This is a genomic window from Cohnella boryungensis, from assembly GCF_042651945.1.
Taxonomy (GTDB): Bacteria; Bacillota; Bacilli; order Paenibacillales; family Paenibacillaceae; genus Cohnella; species Cohnella boryungensis.
This window is the reverse complement of sequence record NZ_JBHSED010000015.1, coordinates 64,902-82,241: the sequence shown is the minus strand read 5'-3', so window position 1 is coordinate 82,241 and position 17,340 is coordinate 64,902. Positions and strand designations below refer to the sequence as shown.

Genomic DNA, 17,340 nt, shown 5'->3' with positions numbered 1-17,340 from the left:
TACCCTCCCGCTTGCGCGTTTCTCTGTTGGTCATACGTCTGCCGTCGCTTCGTCCGACAAGCTGTAGCCGACGTCGCTGCGGGCGTTGGCCGGTTTGCTTGCAACGACGATGTGCAGTTTGTCTCCCGCAATGGCTTGCTCAAGCTCAAACGGGAACTCCGCCGGCATGTTTTTCAGATCGATTTTGTAGCTCTTGACGTATACCGGCGTATCTCCGCGCATCCCTTGAATGATCAAGTATGCGGACTCGACGGTCGAATTGACGCCCGGCTTCGGCTTAACCTTCACCTTGACCGTCTTGTCCTGGACTTCGGCCTCTACGTCGTACAGCTTGCGGCTTGGCACGGTTGCCGGCACTTTGCCGCTTTCCTTCTTGCCGGGCTCCGTCTGCGTTACCCGAACGATGTCTCCCGGCAGCAGCGGCTTCTTCGGCTTCAGCGGCACAACAACCTTCGCAGGCGTGCTGCCCGGATTGGAGGCCGTGCCGATCAGGTTGCCTTCGTCGTCGTAGACGTTAACTGTCGTTCCCGGCGGAACGCTCGGAACCTCGACTTCTTCGCTCGCCTGACGCACGAACGCCCCTTTCGGCGGTGCGCTCGTATCCTTGTCCTTCGTTGCCGTTTTCTCCGTCTTCTCGCTCTCGCGCTTCTCCGGCTCGGTCAGCGTAGCGCGAATGACGTCGCCTTCCTTCAGACCCGGTACGGAGATGACAACCGGTCCGGCGCCTGGGCCAGGATTCGTGCCTTCCCCGATAACCGTACCGTCCTTATCGTAAATCTTGATTTTGCCGCCCGGCGGAACATCCTTCACCGTGACCGTCTTCTTGTCGGACTCCGGCTCAATCTGCTCCTCTTTCAGCTTTTTGCTGACAAGGTCGTCCCTCGTGACGGTTTTGCTCGTCTTGACGCTTTCCTTGAGTCCCGGCTCCGTTGCCGTCAGTTGGATCACGTCGCCTTCCTTGATTACATGCGGTGCGTTTATTCGGATGACGACTGTGCCGGAGCCCGGTCCGGGATTCGTTCCGGTGCCGATGACGGTGCCGTCTTTGTCATAAATCTTGATCGTCGCGCCCGACAATACGTCAACAATCTTCACTTCGTTGTTGTCCGGATCGGCCAGCACCTTCGGCGGAGGAACAGGCAAGCTTGTCTCCTTGTCCTTCCGTACCGTCTTCTCGGTCGGCTCGCCTTCTCCCTTGCCCTCCTCCGTCAAGGTGGCGTGAATCACTTCGCCTTCCTTGATCACATGCGGCTCGATGATGCGAATCACGATCGGGCCGGTACCCGGGCCCGGATTTTCTCCTTCGCCGATAACCTCGCCGTTGTCGTCATAGATCGTAACCTTGCCTCCGGGAGGCACGTCCTTCACCGTAACCTGCTTCTTGTCGGCTTCCGGCTCGATGTCTTCGGGATTCAGCTTGCGGCTCGGCTCCTTCTGCTTAAACTTAACCGTTGCCGTCTGCGCGATATTAACGTTGTCCGTCGTATCTTTGGCGCTGTAGACGACTTGTTCGGCAACAAGGTTGCTGACCGTAAAAATCGCCTGCCCTTGCGCGTCGCTGATCACTTCGCCCGCAGGCGCGATGATCGAGCTGCCGCCGCTTGCGATCAGCTTCACTTTCTTGCCGGCGACCGGTTGGCCGTTGGCGTTGCGCAACGTCACCGTAATCGTTGAAGTTTCGATTCCGTTGCCAATGATTTCGGCCGGCGAAGCGGCCACCGTTGAACGCGCCACGCTCGTTTTCTGCTCGCCCGTTACGGTATTGGCAAGGAACGCAACCGTTGCCGTCTGCGCGATCCTGACGTTATCCGTCGTATCTTTGGCGCTGTAGGTCACTTGCTCCGCATACGCGTCGCTGACGCGGAAAACGACCTTTCCTTGCGCGTCGCTCACATTCGCGCCCACCTGCGCGATCGTCGAGCGGCCGCCGCCAGCGGCCAATGCCACCGTCTTGCCGACGACCGGTTGGCCATTGGCGTTAAGAAGGGTGACCGTGACCGTCGCGTACTGTTCGCCGTCCGCCGTTACCCGATTCGGAGACACGGTTACAGTAGAGCGGGTAACGCTGGATTTGGCGCTTCCCGTACCTGCGTTAGCCAGGAACGTAACGGTCGCCGTTTGCGCGATGTTGATCTTGTCCGTTGTATCTTGGGCGCTGTAAGTCACTTGCTCTGCATACACGTTCGTGACCTTGAACACCGCCTGTCCTTGCTCATCGCTGACGACTTCGTCCGCCGAAGCGATGGCGGAGTGGCCGTTAGCGGCTGTCAGCTTCACTTTCTTGCCGGCGACCGGTTGGCCGACCGCATTGAGAAGCGTGACCGTGACCGTCGCGGTCGTCCTGCCATCGGCGTTGACCCGATCCGGGCTCGCCGTCACCGTGGAGCGCGCGACGCTAGTCGTCGGAGAACCGGTCGTCGGCACCGTCTGGAAGGTCACCGTCGCCGTCTGCGCGATTACCGTGTCGGCCGTTTCGGCGCGATAAGTCACTTGTCCAGCCTGCAAACTCGTTACTTGGAATACGGCTATGCCTTGCGCGTTCGTTACCCCATGGATCGGCGTAATCGTCGAGCTGCCTCCGTCGGCAGTCAGGGTTACGGTTTGATCCGCAACAGGCAGGCCATTCGCATCCTTAAGCACAACGGTAACTGTCGACGCCGAAACGCCGTTGGCCGCTACCGTCTGCGGCGCTGCCGTTACGCCCGACTTCAGTACGCTGACGTTAGAGCCGCCCGCACCGCTGCCATTAGCAGTTTCGAACGTCACCGTTGCCGTTTGGGCCAGCGTGACATTGTCCGATACCGCGACAGCCGTGTACGTCACTTGCTCCGCTGTCGAATTCGTGACAGAAAATACCGCATTGCCTTGGGCGTCGGTTATCGTCTGAAGACCGACAATCGTCGAGCTGCCGCTGGCTGCCAGCAGGTTGACCGCTTTGCCGGCAACCGCATGGCCTTCCGTATCATTGAGCGTTACCGTAATCTGAGACGATTGCACGCCGTCCGCCGTTACTTGCGTTGGCGTCGCGATCACCATCGATTGCAGCACGCTGATTCCCGGCGTTCCCGCTCCTCCCGATCCGCCGCTCGCAGGCGTTTCGAAGATAACCTCGGCCGTCTGCGCAAGCGTCACATTCAAGTCGACATTTGCCGTATAGGTTACGCGCTCGGCTTGAGCATCCTTCACCAGGAAGAACGCCTCGCCGTTAGCGTCGCTGACTGCGATGCCTGCTGCCCCGTACACGGCATCAATGACCGATGAGCCGCCGCTGGCTGTCAAACTTACGTTTAGCCCATGGATCGGCAGGCCATTCGCATTAAGCAACTGTACTTTCACCGTTGCGGCCTGGACGCCATCGGCTTCGACCACGTTCGGCATGGCCAGCACCGTCGAGCGAAGCACGCTGACGTCCGCAGCGGTCGTATTGCCTGTGCCTGTCGATTCGAACGTCACCGTCGCGCGCTGCGACAGCGTTGCTCCATCCTCGGCAACCGCTGCTGTATACACGACTGACTCCGCTTTCGTATCGGTTGCCTGGAACACGGCAATTCCATTCGCGTCACTCACCGCATTCACGGCCGTGACGACCGAGCTGGCGCTGCTTGCCGTTACGCTGACCGTCTTGCCGGCAACCGGCTGCCCGCTTGCATTTTTTAGAACTACGGTAACGGTCGAGAAAGCTGTTCCGTCCGCTGCTACTATAGCCGGAGACGCAGTGACAATCGATTGCGTCACGCTCGTCTTAGGGAACGTCGTTGCTGTCTCGAAAGTAACCTTCGCACGCTGTACGATAGTCGCGCCGTCAACCTTCGCCGCATAGGTCACCTGCTCCGCCTTGACATCCGTCACAGTGAACAGCGCCACGCCATCCGGCCCGCTGATCACAGCGCCGACAGGGGCGATCGCCGAGCTGCTGCCTGCGTTCGCCTCCAGCGTCACCGATCGGCCCGCGACCGGATTGCCGCTGGCATCCTTAAGCGCGACGGCAATCGTCGCTTGCGCCTGTCCATTCGCAGCGACGACGTCAGGCGCCGCCGTAACCGTCGATCTCACAATACTGACGACAGGCGTTCCTGCCCCGGCCGAAGCATCCGCTTCGAACGTCACCGCGGCACGCTGCGCCAGCGTGACGTTGTCCTCGGCCACATGCGCCGTGTAGGTCGCTTGCTCGGCTTTGCTATCGGTTACCGTGAAGATCGCCTTGCCATCCGCACCGCTAACGACTCCGCCTGCCGGAGCAATGACCGAGCTGCTGCCTGCATTAGCCGTCAACGTCACGGTCTTGCCAGCAACCGGCTGGCCGCTGGCGTTGAGCAGAGTAACGGTAATCGTTGAAGCATCCGTACCGTCGGCCGTCACCTGTTCAGGGGAAGCCTGCACCGTGGAATCTAGTACGCTGACGACCGCATCCGCAGCCGCTCCGCCGCCCGAAGACGACTCGAACGTTACCGTCGCACGCTGTGCCAGCGTCACGCCTTCCGCTTCGATGCTCGCCGTATACGCTATTTGCTCGGCTGCTTTATTTTTGACCGTAAATACGGCCTGACCTTGCCCGTTCGTGACCGCGTTCACCGCCGAAACGACCGAACTGCCGCCGTCGGCCGTCAGCTTGACCGTTTTGCCGGCTACCGCCGCACCGTTGACATCCTTCAGCTTCACCGTAATCGTCGAGAACGACGATCCGTTCGCCGCTACGATAACCGGGTTCGCTTCGACTAGAGAGCTCCGCACGCTGATTCCAGGGGTGCCCGGCCCTCCGGGTCCGCCGCTCGCCGGCGATTCGAACGTGACCGTCGCACGCTGCGCCAGCATCACGCCGTCGCCGACCACTTGAGCGGAATAAGTCACTTGCTCGGCCTTCAAATCTGTAACCTCAAATACGGCCTTGCCGTCGGCTCCGCTCTTGCCGCCGCCAAGCGCAACGATTGCAGAGCTGCCATTACCGGCGGTCAGCTTGACCGTTTTGCCGGCAATCGGCGCGCCGCTCGCATCGAGCAGCGTCACTGTAACCGTCGACTTCGTCGTTCCGTCCGCCGTCACGAATTCCGGGTTCGCGGCTACCGTCGATCTCGTCACGCTAACGACCGGATCGCCCGGCGTTCCATTGCTCGCATATTCGAACGAAACTGCCGCGCGCTGTGCGACCGTAACTTGATCGGCCGCCACTTTCGCGGTAAACGATACTTGCTCCGCATAATAGTTTCTCGCCTTAAACGTCGCTTCGCCCTGCTCATTCGTAACACCGGAGAGCGTCGTCAGCAAGACGCGAGGCGAGTCGGCCGTAAGGCCGACCGTCTTGCCGGATAACGGATTGCCATCCGCGTCCTTGATTACAACCGTTACCGTCGAGAAATCGGTCCCGTCCGCTGTCACATGGTCCGGCGTTGCCGTAACCGTCGATTGGAGCACGCTCGCGCGAGGCGCTTCCGCGCCTGGCAGGCCCGCTTCGAACACGACCGACGCGCGCTGCGCCAGCGTGACGTTATCGCTCGGCACCTTGGCCGTATACGTTACCTTTTCCGCTACGGCATCCGTTACTTTGAACGTCGCCTGGCCCGCAAGATCGGTCATGCCCGTGCCGACCGGCTCAATGACGGAGCTGCCCCCGTTCGCCGATAACGCGACCGTTTTGCCGTCGATCGGGTTGCCGTCAGCGTTGTTTAGCGTGACCGTAACAATGGAGAACGATTTGCCGTTCGCCGATACCGTCAACGGCGAAGCGACAACCGTCGAACGGGTAACGCTGACATCGGAAGAAGCGCCGCCTGTATCCGCCGTCTCGAACGTCACAGTCGCTCGCTGCGCCAATGTCGCATTGTCTGCCGGCAGCATCGCGGTGTAGGTCACTTGTTCGCCGTAAACGTCTGTCACCCGGAACTTCACTTGACCGTTCGCATCGCTCAAGCCGGTGCCGAGCGGCACGATGTCCGAGCTTCCTCCGTCCGCCGCCAGCGTCACCCGTTTGCCGCCAATTGCCGCTCCCTCGGTGTCCTTCAGAGAAACCGTAATGACGGAAGCCTCGATACCGTCCGCCTTCACTTGCTCGGGAGAAGCGATGACCGTGGAATCCAGCACGCTGACGATCGGTCCGCCGCTGCCGCTTCCGGAAGTTTCGAATGTCACTGTCGCACGCTGCGCCAGCGTTACGCCGTCGGCATCGACTGCCGCCGTGTATACCACTTGCTCCGCATGCGTATTCGTCACCTTGAATGTCGCTATTCCGGAAGCATTGCTCATGCCGCCGCCAACCGCTTCGATCACCGAGGTGCCGTCATTGGCCGTAAGCGTGACGGGTTTGCCCGCAATTGCCAGCTTGTCCCGGTCTCTTAGCGTTACCGTTACCGTCGAGAACGCCACTCCGTCCGCTGTCACCGTATCCGGAGAAGCAAGCACCGTCGATTCGAGCACACTGACTACCGGAACGCCGCCCCCCGCCGCCGTCTCGAACGTAACCGTCGCCCGCTGCGCCGGCGTCACGCCATCCGTTTCATCTTTAGCCGTGTAGATGATTTGTTCGGCTCGCTCATTTGTAACTTTGAACTTGACTTGGCCGGAAGCGTCCGTGATAACAACGCCCCCCTCGGCTTCGATGACCGAGCTGCCGACGTTCGCCGTCAGGCTGACCGTTTTGCCGGATACGGGCATTCCATCGCTATCCTTCAAGGTCACCGTAATCGTCGACACCTCGATGCCGTTCGCCGTCACGACCTCCGGCGAAGCGACTACCGTCGAATCCAGCACGCTCGTCTTGCTGCCGCCTGTCTTGACCGTCGCGCTCTCGAAGGTGACTGTCGCTTGCTGCGACAATGTCGCGCCTGCCTCCGTCAGAAGCGCCGTATACGCAACCTGCTCCGCCGTCTCGCTCGTTGCAGTAAACCGCACGACGCCCGAACTGTCGCTGACGTCGCTGCCGAACGCAATGCGCGAGCTGCCGTCTTGCGCCAGAGCAATCCGCTTGCCGGACACCGGAATACCATTCTCATCGCGCAGCGTCACCACAATTTCCGCCGACGATATTCCGTTCGCCGTCACAACCGGCGGTGCGGACGTTACGCTCGAACGCAGCACGCTGACAATCGTTCCGCCGGGGCTATCGCTGTTCTCGGCCTCGAAGACCACCTTCGCCTGCTGAGCCAGCGTTACGCCTCCCGCCGCCAGACTCGCGGAGTACGTTATGGGTTCCGCCTTCGTATTCGTCGCTTTGAATACCGCTTCGCCATCCGCATCGGTCGTATCGCGCAGCGCCGTTACGACGGAGCTTCCGCCGCCTTGCGCCAGCGCGACCTTCTTGCCCGCGATTGGCTTGCCGTCCTCGTCGCGCAGCGTCACTGTCATTACCGCGAACGATTTGCCGTCGGCCGTCACGATGCCGGGCAATGCCTTAATGGACGACTTCAACACGCTGACCGTTGGAGCAGCCGGATCGGTCGAACGCGGCGATTCGAACGTAACGGATGCATTATCGGCTACCGTCACGTTGTCAGTGACGACCTTAGCCGTATAGTTTACTTGCTCCGCCTTGGCGTTCTTGACGGTGAATATCGCGCGACCTTCGTCATCGCTGAAATCGCGCACAGCAGCAATATCGCTGCTGCCGCCGTTTGCCGACAAGCTTACCTTCTTGCCCGGCACAGCCGCACCGTCGACATCGCGCAACGTCACCGTAATCGTGGAGATGTCGGTTCCGTTCGCCCGCACAACCGTCGGCGAAGCGGTCACCTCGGATCGCAAGACGCTCGTCTTCGGTCCATCGCCGCCAGGGAGCGAAGCTTCGAAGTTAACCGTCGCCTGCTGAGGCAAAGTCAGAGCGCCTGTTCGCGCCGTATAAACGACTTGCTCGACGATCTGGTCTTTAACCAGGAATACCGCTTTGCCATATAAGTCCGTTACCGGCTGCACCGCATCGATGACGGAGCTGCCCGAACCGGCCGTCAAAGTGACCGTCTGTCCCGAAATGCCGTGTCCGTAAGCGTCCTTCAACGTCACCGCAACAACCGATGTCGCCTTCCCGTCCGCCAGGACGCTGGCAGGAGCAGCCTTAACTGTCGTAAACGCGCCGTTGATCGGCCCTGCGACGAAATTCACGGCAGCCGTCATCTTAATTAGCGTCGTTCCCGCTTTGGCGCTGTAAACGACCTTCTCAACCACGCTGTTCTTCACTTTGAAAATCGCTTTGCCCGAAGCATCCGTTACCGCTACAGCCGGCGCGATGACCGAGCTGCCGCCGCTCGCCGACAACGTCACCGATCGCCCTTCGATGGCGCGTTTCCCAACATCCTTCAGCGTCACCGTAATCGTAGAAGTTGTCGTACCGTCCGCGGTCACCTGCGTTGGCGAAGCTTCAACCGTCGACTCGACATCGCTGAGCTGAAATTCCGTCGTGAACTTCCACGCCGAATTGCCGCTAATTCCGCCGTACGAGTTGCCTGCCAAATCCTTGAATGCCCCAGACTCTACATTAACGTAGTAATCCGTACCATAAGCAAGACCTGAAGGCAGCTTGTCCTTCAGACGGACCGTCACCGTGTTGCCCGATACCGTCGTTTCCCCAACCGGAATGGTCGCAATCGGCGTGCCATTGCCACTCTTGTATAGCTTAATCGTTTTACCGGCAACCGCTGTTACGTTCTCATCGAACGTGATCGCAAGATCGCTGTCCACCGCAACGTTTATGGATCCGTTAGCCGGCATCAGCTTTACGTGCACCGGCGGCGTCGTATCCGGTGCCGTCTTGAACGCCCAAGACTTGTCCAGGATGCCGGCAAAGGCGTTGCCTTCTCGATCCAGAGCGAGGCCGGCATCCACCTTCACATAATATTCCTTCGAGTAATCGAACTGCGTTTTCCTTGTAACTTTGACCATCCAGCCATAGCCGCCGTCGTCATCCGCCAATGTGATGCTCTGGCCGGTCGCCGGAATCGTCTCGATCAACTTGTCTGTACTTTTTTCATACACATATACATTGCCGCTGCCGACTCGAACTTCCTCATCGAAGGACATCAGCAGATCTTGTTCGATCCACACGTTAGTCGCGCCATTTGCAGGCATCAGATCCACGACCTTCGGAGGCACGTTGTCTTTCTCCGTCTTGAACGTCCAAGTCGTCTTGTCCGGCGGCGGCGTTTCCCCGTATTTGACGTACGCGGGTATGCCCAAGTAGTTGTTGCCGTATCCTGGACTGAATTGGCTGGCCGAGTCTCGTACCAGCGCGTAGTCGATATTGACATAGTACTCGGTATCGAATTGCAGCTGCTTGTCAGGCTTGAATTCGATATAGCTGTTGCCGTCCTGATTGGTTCCGAATGTGACCAGCCCCGTATTGTCCCGGTCAATTCGAATGTAATCATCGTCCGACTTCTTGTAGATGAAGAAATACTTCTTGCTGTCCGTCTTCATGATCTCTTCATTGAAATCGATGCGCAGCTTCGGATTGACCGATACGTTCGTCGATCCGCTCGCCGGAGCGTAGCGAACGATATACGGATTCTCCTCGTCCTTGACGGTTTTGAATGTCCAATTCAAATATTGGATGAGCGCGGACGGATTGCCGGCCCGATCGACCAAGGCGCCCGCGTCGACGTTAACGCGAACATCCGCGTTGTAAGGCAGCCGCTTCGACAGCGTCACCGTCACGGTGTCGCCGTTCACTTCGACGCCTGAATCGGTAAGATCGAATGTTTCTTTATCCGCGTAGTCGTACCACACCTTCAGCTTCTTGCCTGCGACCGGCAGCACGGGTTCGCTGAACTTGAGTGTCAGCTTCGTGTCGCGCGCCACGTCCACCGCCTTATCGGCGGGACTCAACGACACGATCGTCGGCGGGATCAAATCCTTGATTGTTTTGAAGTTCCAATCTGTCGCCGCAGTTAGCCCCGCATAAGGGTTGCCCGCCCGATCCGTAAACGCTCCCGCCTCGACAAGGATGTAATAATCCTTATCGTTAAGCAACGTATTGGATGGCGTAATCGTCGCTTTGTTGACTTCGATGCTGACGTGGCTCGCATCGTCAGCACGGAACGATTCGACCTCGGTTCCATCTCCGTTGTAGAGATGAATCAGCTTGTCCTTCCCAACAATCCGCTCGTTGAACGTAAGCGTCGGCTTCACGGCGATGTCTACGTCAGTCGCATTGTCCAGAGGCGACAACGTCATCAGCGTCGGCGCGACATCATCCGTTTCGGTCGTGAACCGCCACGATCCTGCAGAAACGCCCGCATAAGGCGTTCCGTCTGCATTGGTAATGACGCCCGAATCTATCGTCACCTCATATTGGGTGCCGAACTTCAAACCTCCGGTCGGCTGGATGACGAACTTGCTGCCATCCACGGACACTTGATTCGAATCGCTCGCTGCGATCGTCGTAAGCGGCTCGGCATCGCCAACGCGCCATAGCTTGATGTTGCCGGCGCCGGCGCGAACCGCTTTGTTGAACGTCACGGACACTTCCGAATCAACCGACACGTTCGTTGCCCCGTTGATCGGCGTAAACCCGCTGCCAATCGGTACCGGCGGATAGCTGTCAAATCCGATCGACTTCACGTATCCTTTTTTGTCAAAAGAATCCCAGTACCCCCCGTACAAGACACCGCTGCTGGCGTCGAACTGAAGACTGAATTGATAGCCATCGTTACTGTTAATGTAAAATCCAGTCCTATTCCATTGATCCTTGTAGTCAATCCCGCCATTTTGCAAATCGTTGTAATAAACTTCCACCGCGCCGAAAGTCGTATCCGCACCGATCACATAAGCCCCCGAGTCGTCTACGGCAAGCCTGAACGGACGGATGAAAAACGAAGGGGAGAAGCTAACGGGCGCGTAGGTCTCCGATAACTTGATCCATTGATTAGAATATTTGTCGTAGTGCGTCAATATGAGGACTTTTCTATCGCTGTAAGGATCTTTAGTGTAATAGGCCACATAAGGGATCTCATTGTAAATGTCGAGACTTGCAGCAAAAGCCGAACCCCAACTGATGGGAATATCCGGGAGCTTGGCTGCGGAACCTGCGCCGCCGCTCGTACGAATTTCCAATTTGTCACGAAAGTCGCTCGTGAGCACATAAGTCTGGCCACCACCGAAGGCGACCTGGATTTCTTTAGCAACCGGTCTATAGCCGAAATCGAATGGCCCATTCTCCCACTGGCCGCTCGCGTTCAAAACTTTCGAAGTCAGCAACACTTCCTTGTCAGGGTCGGATATATCGGGGCCACTGTACACGATCATCAGCGAGCCGTCATCGCGAATGGCCATATCATAGACGAGTAGGTCTCTATTCTGGTCGACAGGGACGGTGTACTTGTTGCAGCTAGTGCCATTCAGCGCGCATTTTACCACCGTAAGTCCCCTGCTTAAATACCAATCTGTCTGGTTGACGTAATTAGCCGTGTAAGCAGCAAATAAATAACCGTTCCTTACCTTCAATAGAATTTTTCCGGCATAGGGAACAGACACGGGAAGTTGGCTTATGTATAAGTCCTCCCAGCTACTCCCGTTGCTCTTCTTAATCGACATGTTTGCCGTATTATTGCCGTTCGGAATAAACGCCGCCGTGTATGCAACTCCGTTATCAACGGCCATGTCGAATGGATTCATCTCGTATGGATTATGAGAACTTTTTGCGGAAGAAAAGGGCGCCCCCCCTCCCACTAACGTCCATGCATTGGCCCCGGCAGCGGCCTTTCCCGGCGCCCACGCCGGCAGCATAAGCAGCAGCGCCATCCAAAGCAAAAACGTTCGTCTGAATGCGCGACTTTTCCTGTAATTCATCATACGTGCAATCTCCTTTCTTAGTTGAACGAACGCCGACCAATCTGAGACGAGGTTATTCAAAATTTACAATTTACACCATTTCCGCAGAACTCCACAGAATAACACCAATTTACTTGAAGCCGCTTAACAAACTCTTAACAGGGGATCGAAAACCAGGATCCAGCTACTAGTACGCAGGCAGCGTCTGCCATATAAAAAGCGATTGGATAGTGCATGCACTTGTTATTGGAGGTTGTTGCGGGTCAGATTGGAGACCTCTTTGGAGGCATTTTGGAGATTTCGGAAGAGGGGAAAAGAGATGAGAAAAAGACTGGACTTCGCTTAGGCAGACCCGTGCGACTTCCAGTCTTTAGTTAGAGGTTGTTATTTTATACTTGGACAATTCCGGCAATTAACCTTCAATCTCAGGATGAATCCATCTCAATTCCATCTTCTGAAGCTTCGCCTTCCACGCTGCCGGTGGAGCTTGTTCCGATACAATCATATGAATCTCTTGGAGATCCACGATTTTGGCCACAGTACGTTTATCGATTTTGGAGAAATCCGCCACGACGATCGCCGTCTCCGAACAGCGAATGATCTTCCTAGTAAATACCGCTTTCTCGTAATCATAACTTGAAATGCCATTCTCTAGCGAAACCCCGTCGACAGAAACGAAAGATTTATTCACGTAGAAATCTTCCATGATTTTCTCAGAAATCGGACCGGATACCCGCAGATGCTTGGCACTCACTTCGCCTCCGATGAGGATAAGCTTTCCATCGAACGTTCCGCGTTTCTGATGTTCAATGAGCAGCATAAGGGCGGGGATGGAATTGGTCAAAATCGTTAAATGATGCTTATTGTCCAAGAAATGCAAAATTTGCAGCGCCGTGCTTCCTTCGTCCACCACGATGACATCGTTGTCCTCGATTAACTCCGAAGCCATGTAACCGATCTTGCGTTTGGCTTCCACGTGAATGGACTCTCTCTCGAGAAGAGGCGGCTCCACTTCCACTTTGAATTTGACCGCGCCGCCGTAAACTTTTTTCAATTTATTTTCTTTTTCCAGCTCGTCGAGGTCTCTGCGGATCGTTTCCGTCGAAACTTCGAACAACTGGGATAGCTCGTTCGCGTTTACTTTCCCTTTTTCGTTGAGCAGAGTCATGATCGTTATTTTTCTTTCTTCGCTTGCTAGCGACACCCTGACCCCTCCTTATAATCATGAACTATTATATCGGCTCTTAATTTAATAATAAAGAGCGTTCTCTACTTCTTGAATACAAGCTTCTATCTGTTCCAATGCCCATACCATTTCATCCCTTGTAATTAATAACGAAGGGCGTAACGTAATTACATTGCCTTCTATAACCTTAAAAGCGATGCCGCGCTCCATTGCTTTATACATGACCATCTCCGCTTCGGCGATAGCCTTCTCTTTTCCCTGCTTGTCCTTGACCATCTCTATGCCGATATGCAGACCTAAACCGTAAATATGACCAACCAGCCTATGGCGATCCTTCATTTGCTCCAGCCACTGCAAGGCGTGCCTGCCAACCTCATCGGCTTGCTTCGCCAACTCATGCTCCTGCAAATATTGAATCATCGCCAAACCCGCCGCCGAGCACAAGCCATTCTTCTCATGCGTGTAATGTCCAATGGAACGATGCTGAAGCACATTGTATTTTTCATTGGCCACTATCCCCGCGAACGGAAGCAGACCGCCCCCAAGGGATTTGCCAAGAACGAGTATATGCGGCGTCACGTAATGCTCGCAGGCAAATAAGCGACCCGTGCGTCCGAAGCCTTCGATAATTTCGTCAAAGATAAGCAGAGCGCCATGCTTCTCGCACAGTTCCTTGACCCGAATCCAGAAGGATCGGCTCGGTACGATCGGCGTAGCAGATACCGGTTCGCCAATGACGCAGGCAATGTCGCCTTCCTTCTCGAATAAAATGCTCATTTGCCTGATGATTTCATCGTCCACCGCTTCTTGCGAATGAAAACCCCATGGATTTCGATAATAGTTCGGAAATTCGACATGCAGCGCTCCCGGCACCATGGGACCGTTGCCACCCTTGAATAACTCCTCTCCGCCTATGCTCGAAGCTTGAAATCCGTTGCCATGATACGAATCCCAGAAGGATATCGTTTTCCATTTACCGGTGACCTGCTTGGCCAGCATGACCGCCATCTCAATCGCTTCCGAACCTCCAGGAGCAAACAAGACGCGGTCTAGGCCGGGCGGAGTAATCTCAATGAGCTTCTTAGCTAATGCTACCGCATGTTCGTTCGTATAGCGGCGAGGGGTAAACGTGTTCTTCTGCCGAAGCGCTTCGCTCACGGCTTCGATAACCGCATCGTTGTTGAAGCCCACGTTGTGGACGCCATTCCCGTGCATATCGATGTATCGATTACCTTCGAGATCATAAATATAGATGCCCTCGGCTCTCGAAAGCACATTGAGCACCGGGGTGGATAAGTTTTGGTGAATAAAATAGGACGCATCCTCGTCCGCAATCGCTTGGGCACGGACAGATAAGTTCCGTTCCGCGTATTTTCGGCGCAAAGCCGTCGTATTGATGTCTCCTTGCTCTCTGCTAGATTCCGTCATTGTTCACCCTCCTACATTAACTATGATGAAGCAGATTCCGACCGTTATCCGTCATATCGAACAGATGGAATTTACGATCCTTAAATTTGATATAGATATATTCCCCTGAGTTTAACTCCAGCTTATTGTCCGTCAGCAGCCGAATCATCGTTTCGAGCTTATTGTACGGATCTATCGCTTTGACGAGCTTTCCGCTGCCTAAGTGCTCAACCAAATCCACCTTCAGCTTAATCGCTTGGGGATCCGTCGCGGCGCAGACTGTTACGTCGTGCGGTCTGATCCCGAATTGAACGGATTTCCCGATATGCTTCTTGTCCAGCCTCCTATCGGCTGGCAGAATATACTCGAATCCTTTTGTCGCAACGACTTGATTGCCTGTCTTTTCTTCAATCGTTCCATGGATAAGATTCATCGGAGGGTTGCCTAGAAAACTGGCTACGAATAGATTAACGGGATGGTTGAACAGTTCGCTCGGAGGGGCGTACTGCTGAATGCGACCTCCGTTCAAGATAGCGACGCGGTCGGAAATGGCGAGTGCCTCCTCTTGATCATGAGTGACGATAATCGTAGTGACGCCCAAATTACGTTGAATCTTGCGGATTTCATCTCGAACGTCCAATTTTAAACGTGCGTCCAAGTTAGACATTGGCTCGTCCAACAGCAGGATTTCGGGATTTTTGGATAGTGCGCGAGCCATCGCTACCCGTTGCTGCTGCCCGCCAGATAGTTGGGAAGGTTTACGGTCCAGCAAATGATCGATTTGCAATATTTTGCTCGTTTCCTTCGCGCGTTCATAAGCTTCCTGCTTAGGAACCTTACGTTCTCTTAACGGGAAGGCGATATTATCTCTGACCGACATATGCGGGTATAACGCATAGGATTGAAACACCATCCCAATGTTTCGATCCTTCGGCTCTACATGATTGACCAGCTTGCTTTGGAAATAAATTTCTCCCGAAGTCGGCTTGAGCAGCCCCGCAAGCATCATTAAAGTCGTCGTTTTCCCGCATCCGGAAGGGCCCAGCAACGCGACGAATTCTCCTTTGTTGATCTCGAGATCCAGACCATCGACCGCCCTGTTCCCCTCTTGCTTGCCGTCGTATTCCTTCACGATATTTTTAAGAGTAATCATACTTGCTTCGCTCCTCCCAAGTTGACCTTCATGAATATTTTCTGAGTGAAAATATAGAAAACGACGATTGGCAGCGTATAAAATAATCCGATAGCCGTAATCAGGCCATAGTTAATAATGTTATTTTCTTTCGTGACTAATTTGGACAAGTAGCCGGCAAGCGTCAGCATATCGTCATTGAAAATGAGCAGCTTGAACAGGAACCACTCTCCGTAAGCCCCAAGAAACGAGAACACCGCAATCGCGCCGATTCCCGGAAGTACGTAAGGTACGAGCACTTTTTTGAACGCTCTATATCGGGTGCAGCCATCTACCATGGCCGCCCATTCGATATCCCATGGCACTTCGTCGAAAAAACCTTTCATGATATACACCCTTCCAGGAAGGGAGCCCGTGATTGCTACCAATAGAACACCCATATACGTATTCACCAGGTGCATTTGAACCAGAATGAAGAAGGTTGCGATAATTAGCGTAATTCCGGGAAAAGACCTCATCAGGAACAGAAATTTCATCGCCGACCTTTTCCCTTTGAAGTCCAGCCTGGAGAAAGCATAAGCCGTAGGAACCGATATGCAAACTTCAATGGCTACAATGAGACATGAGTACACAATCGTATTGAGCACGATCGGCCAAATGAGCGGAAGCTTAACTCCTGCATACTCCACAGGCTCTCTGAAAAAGGAGAAATTGTCCATCGAAAATTGCCCTGTCGTAAAGTTCATCGTCGACGATAGAAAGTACCAGACAATCATCGCGATTATCGGTAACGTAAATAGCGTCATATAAGTGTGTACTAGCAATTTCTTAAGCGTACTGGCCGACATAACACTGCCTCCTTCCTAGGCTAATCTTCAATTCTGGACGGCTTAATCATTTGGTCAAAATCAAATAGCCGCAAGAAAAATATCGTTAGAATAAAAGAGATAAAGACGACGATCAGCGACACCGCCGCTCCGTATCCGTAATACTTGAGATTAAAAGCTTGTTGATAGGCGTATAACGATAGAGTTGTCGTATCCCGCATGGGACCGCCGTTCGTCAATAGCATGATGAAGAAATAGGAAGATACGAAGCCAATCAAATCCGAGATCGTGATGTACATTAACGGCCACTTCAAGGTCGGCAAAATGATTTTGGTAATGACCGATTTCTCGCTTGCTCCATCCACTCGAGCCGCTTTGTATAGATCTTGAGGTATCGAGTTGATTGCGGCGGACAACAGAATCATCCCCCCGGATGTCGTGGAAACAATTGTCGCCAAGATGACAATCGCCATCGCGGCTTTCGTAAACCACGATACAGGGTCCGATTCGATCCCGAAAGACAACAGGATGCCGTTAATAAACCCTTCTTCGGTTGGATCGAATACGTATTTCCAGAAGGTCACGTAGACGACGGCCGGAATAATGCTAGGAATGAGCCATAATACTCTGTAAATGACTGCCGACACTTTGCCTTTAAGGAAATACTGCGTGGCAATCGATATGATTAACGCAAAGAGCAACGAAATAGCCAAAGAGATGACAGCGAAAATAACCGTATTCAATAAAATTTGCGAAAGATTGTAATCATCGAAAATTCTAGTGAAATTGGTCAAGCCCACGAATTTCGGCTTCATTGACGCATTCAAATCCGTAAACGACATTGCGATCGTGGCAATTGCGGGCAAAATAAAAAACACGACAACCAGTAAAGCAAACGGCAAAATGAACAAATAAGGGTATATTTTCTTCGTGAACGGTTTTTTGTAAACTTGCTGAGTTGCCACATTGTCCATGCCGGCCCTGCACCCGCTTTCTTGATATGGAATGGAAAAGGCGCTCTAACCTAAGATTAGAGCACC

At 54.5% G+C, this 17,340-nt stretch carries 6 protein-coding genes; all 6 read right to left on the bottom strand.

Translation table 11 applies throughout. The features are described 5' to 3' along the window. Positions 1 to 30: 30 nt before the first annotated feature. The 6 genes from ACFO1S_RS10045 to ACFO1S_RS10020 all read right to left on the bottom strand — a co-directional run bounded on the left by ACFO1S_RS10045 (position 31) and on the right by ACFO1S_RS10020 (position 17,274). Positions 31 to 11,769: an Ig-like domain-containing protein gene (locus ACFO1S_RS10045; RefSeq protein ID WP_204603746.1), complete on the bottom strand. Its 11,739-nt coding sequence runs from the start codon at positions 11,767 to 11,769 to the stop codon at positions 31 to 33. Between the two features lie 391 nt (positions 11,770 to 12,160). After that, a complete protein-coding gene (locus ACFO1S_RS10040; protein ID WP_204603747.1) occupies positions 12,161 to 12,952 on the bottom strand; it encodes a DeoR/GlpR family DNA-binding transcription regulator in 792 nt (263 codons plus the stop codon). A 45-nt stretch (positions 12,953 to 12,997) separates the two neighbouring features. After that, a complete protein-coding gene (pbfA, locus tag ACFO1S_RS10035; RefSeq protein ID WP_204603748.1) occupies positions 12,998 to 14,362 on the bottom strand; it encodes a (R)-1-hydroxy-2-aminoethylphosphonate ammonia-lyase in 1,365 nt (454 codons plus the stop codon). A 16-nt stretch (positions 14,363 to 14,378) separates the two neighbouring features. After that, positions 14,379 to 15,494 (bottom strand): ABC transporter ATP-binding protein, encoded by a 1,116-nt coding sequence (locus ACFO1S_RS10030; RefSeq protein WP_204603749.1) that lies wholly within the window; start codon positions 15,492 to 15,494, stop codon positions 14,379 to 14,381. Next, positions 15,491 to 16,321, bottom strand: a complete 831-nt coding sequence (locus ACFO1S_RS10025; protein ID WP_204603750.1) for a carbohydrate ABC transporter permease — start codon at positions 16,319 to 16,321, stop codon at positions 15,491 to 15,493. The genes ACFO1S_RS10030 and ACFO1S_RS10025 overlap by 4 nt, the downstream gene beginning before the upstream one ends. Before the next feature lie 20 nt (positions 16,322 to 16,341). Continuing rightward, on the bottom strand, positions 16,342 to 17,274 hold the full coding sequence (locus ACFO1S_RS10020; RefSeq protein WP_204603751.1) for a carbohydrate ABC transporter permease: 933 nt from the start codon (positions 17,272 to 17,274) through the stop codon (positions 16,342 to 16,344). Positions 17,275 to 17,340: the final 66 nt, after the last annotated feature.

Bases quoted from the DNA above. Each gene is read 5' to 3' on its own strand.
- ACFO1S_RS10045 (WP_204603746.1), bottom strand. From the start codon at position 11,769: ATGATGAATTACAGGAAAAGTCGCGCATTCAGACGAACGTTTTTGCTT.
- pbfA (WP_204603748.1), bottom strand. From the start codon at position 14,362: ATGACGGAATCTAGCAGAGAGCAAGGAGACATCAATACGACGGCTTTG.
- ACFO1S_RS10030 (WP_204603749.1), bottom strand. From the start codon at position 15,494: ATGATTACTCTTAAAAATATCGTGAAGGAATACGACGGCAAGCAAGAG.
- ACFO1S_RS10025 (WP_204603750.1), bottom strand. From the start codon at position 16,321: ATGTCGGCCAGTACGCTTAAGAAATTGCTAGTACACACTTATATGACG.
- ACFO1S_RS10020 (WP_204603751.1), bottom strand. From the start codon at position 17,274: ATGGACAATGTGGCAACTCAGCAAGTTTACAAAAAACCGTTCACGAAG.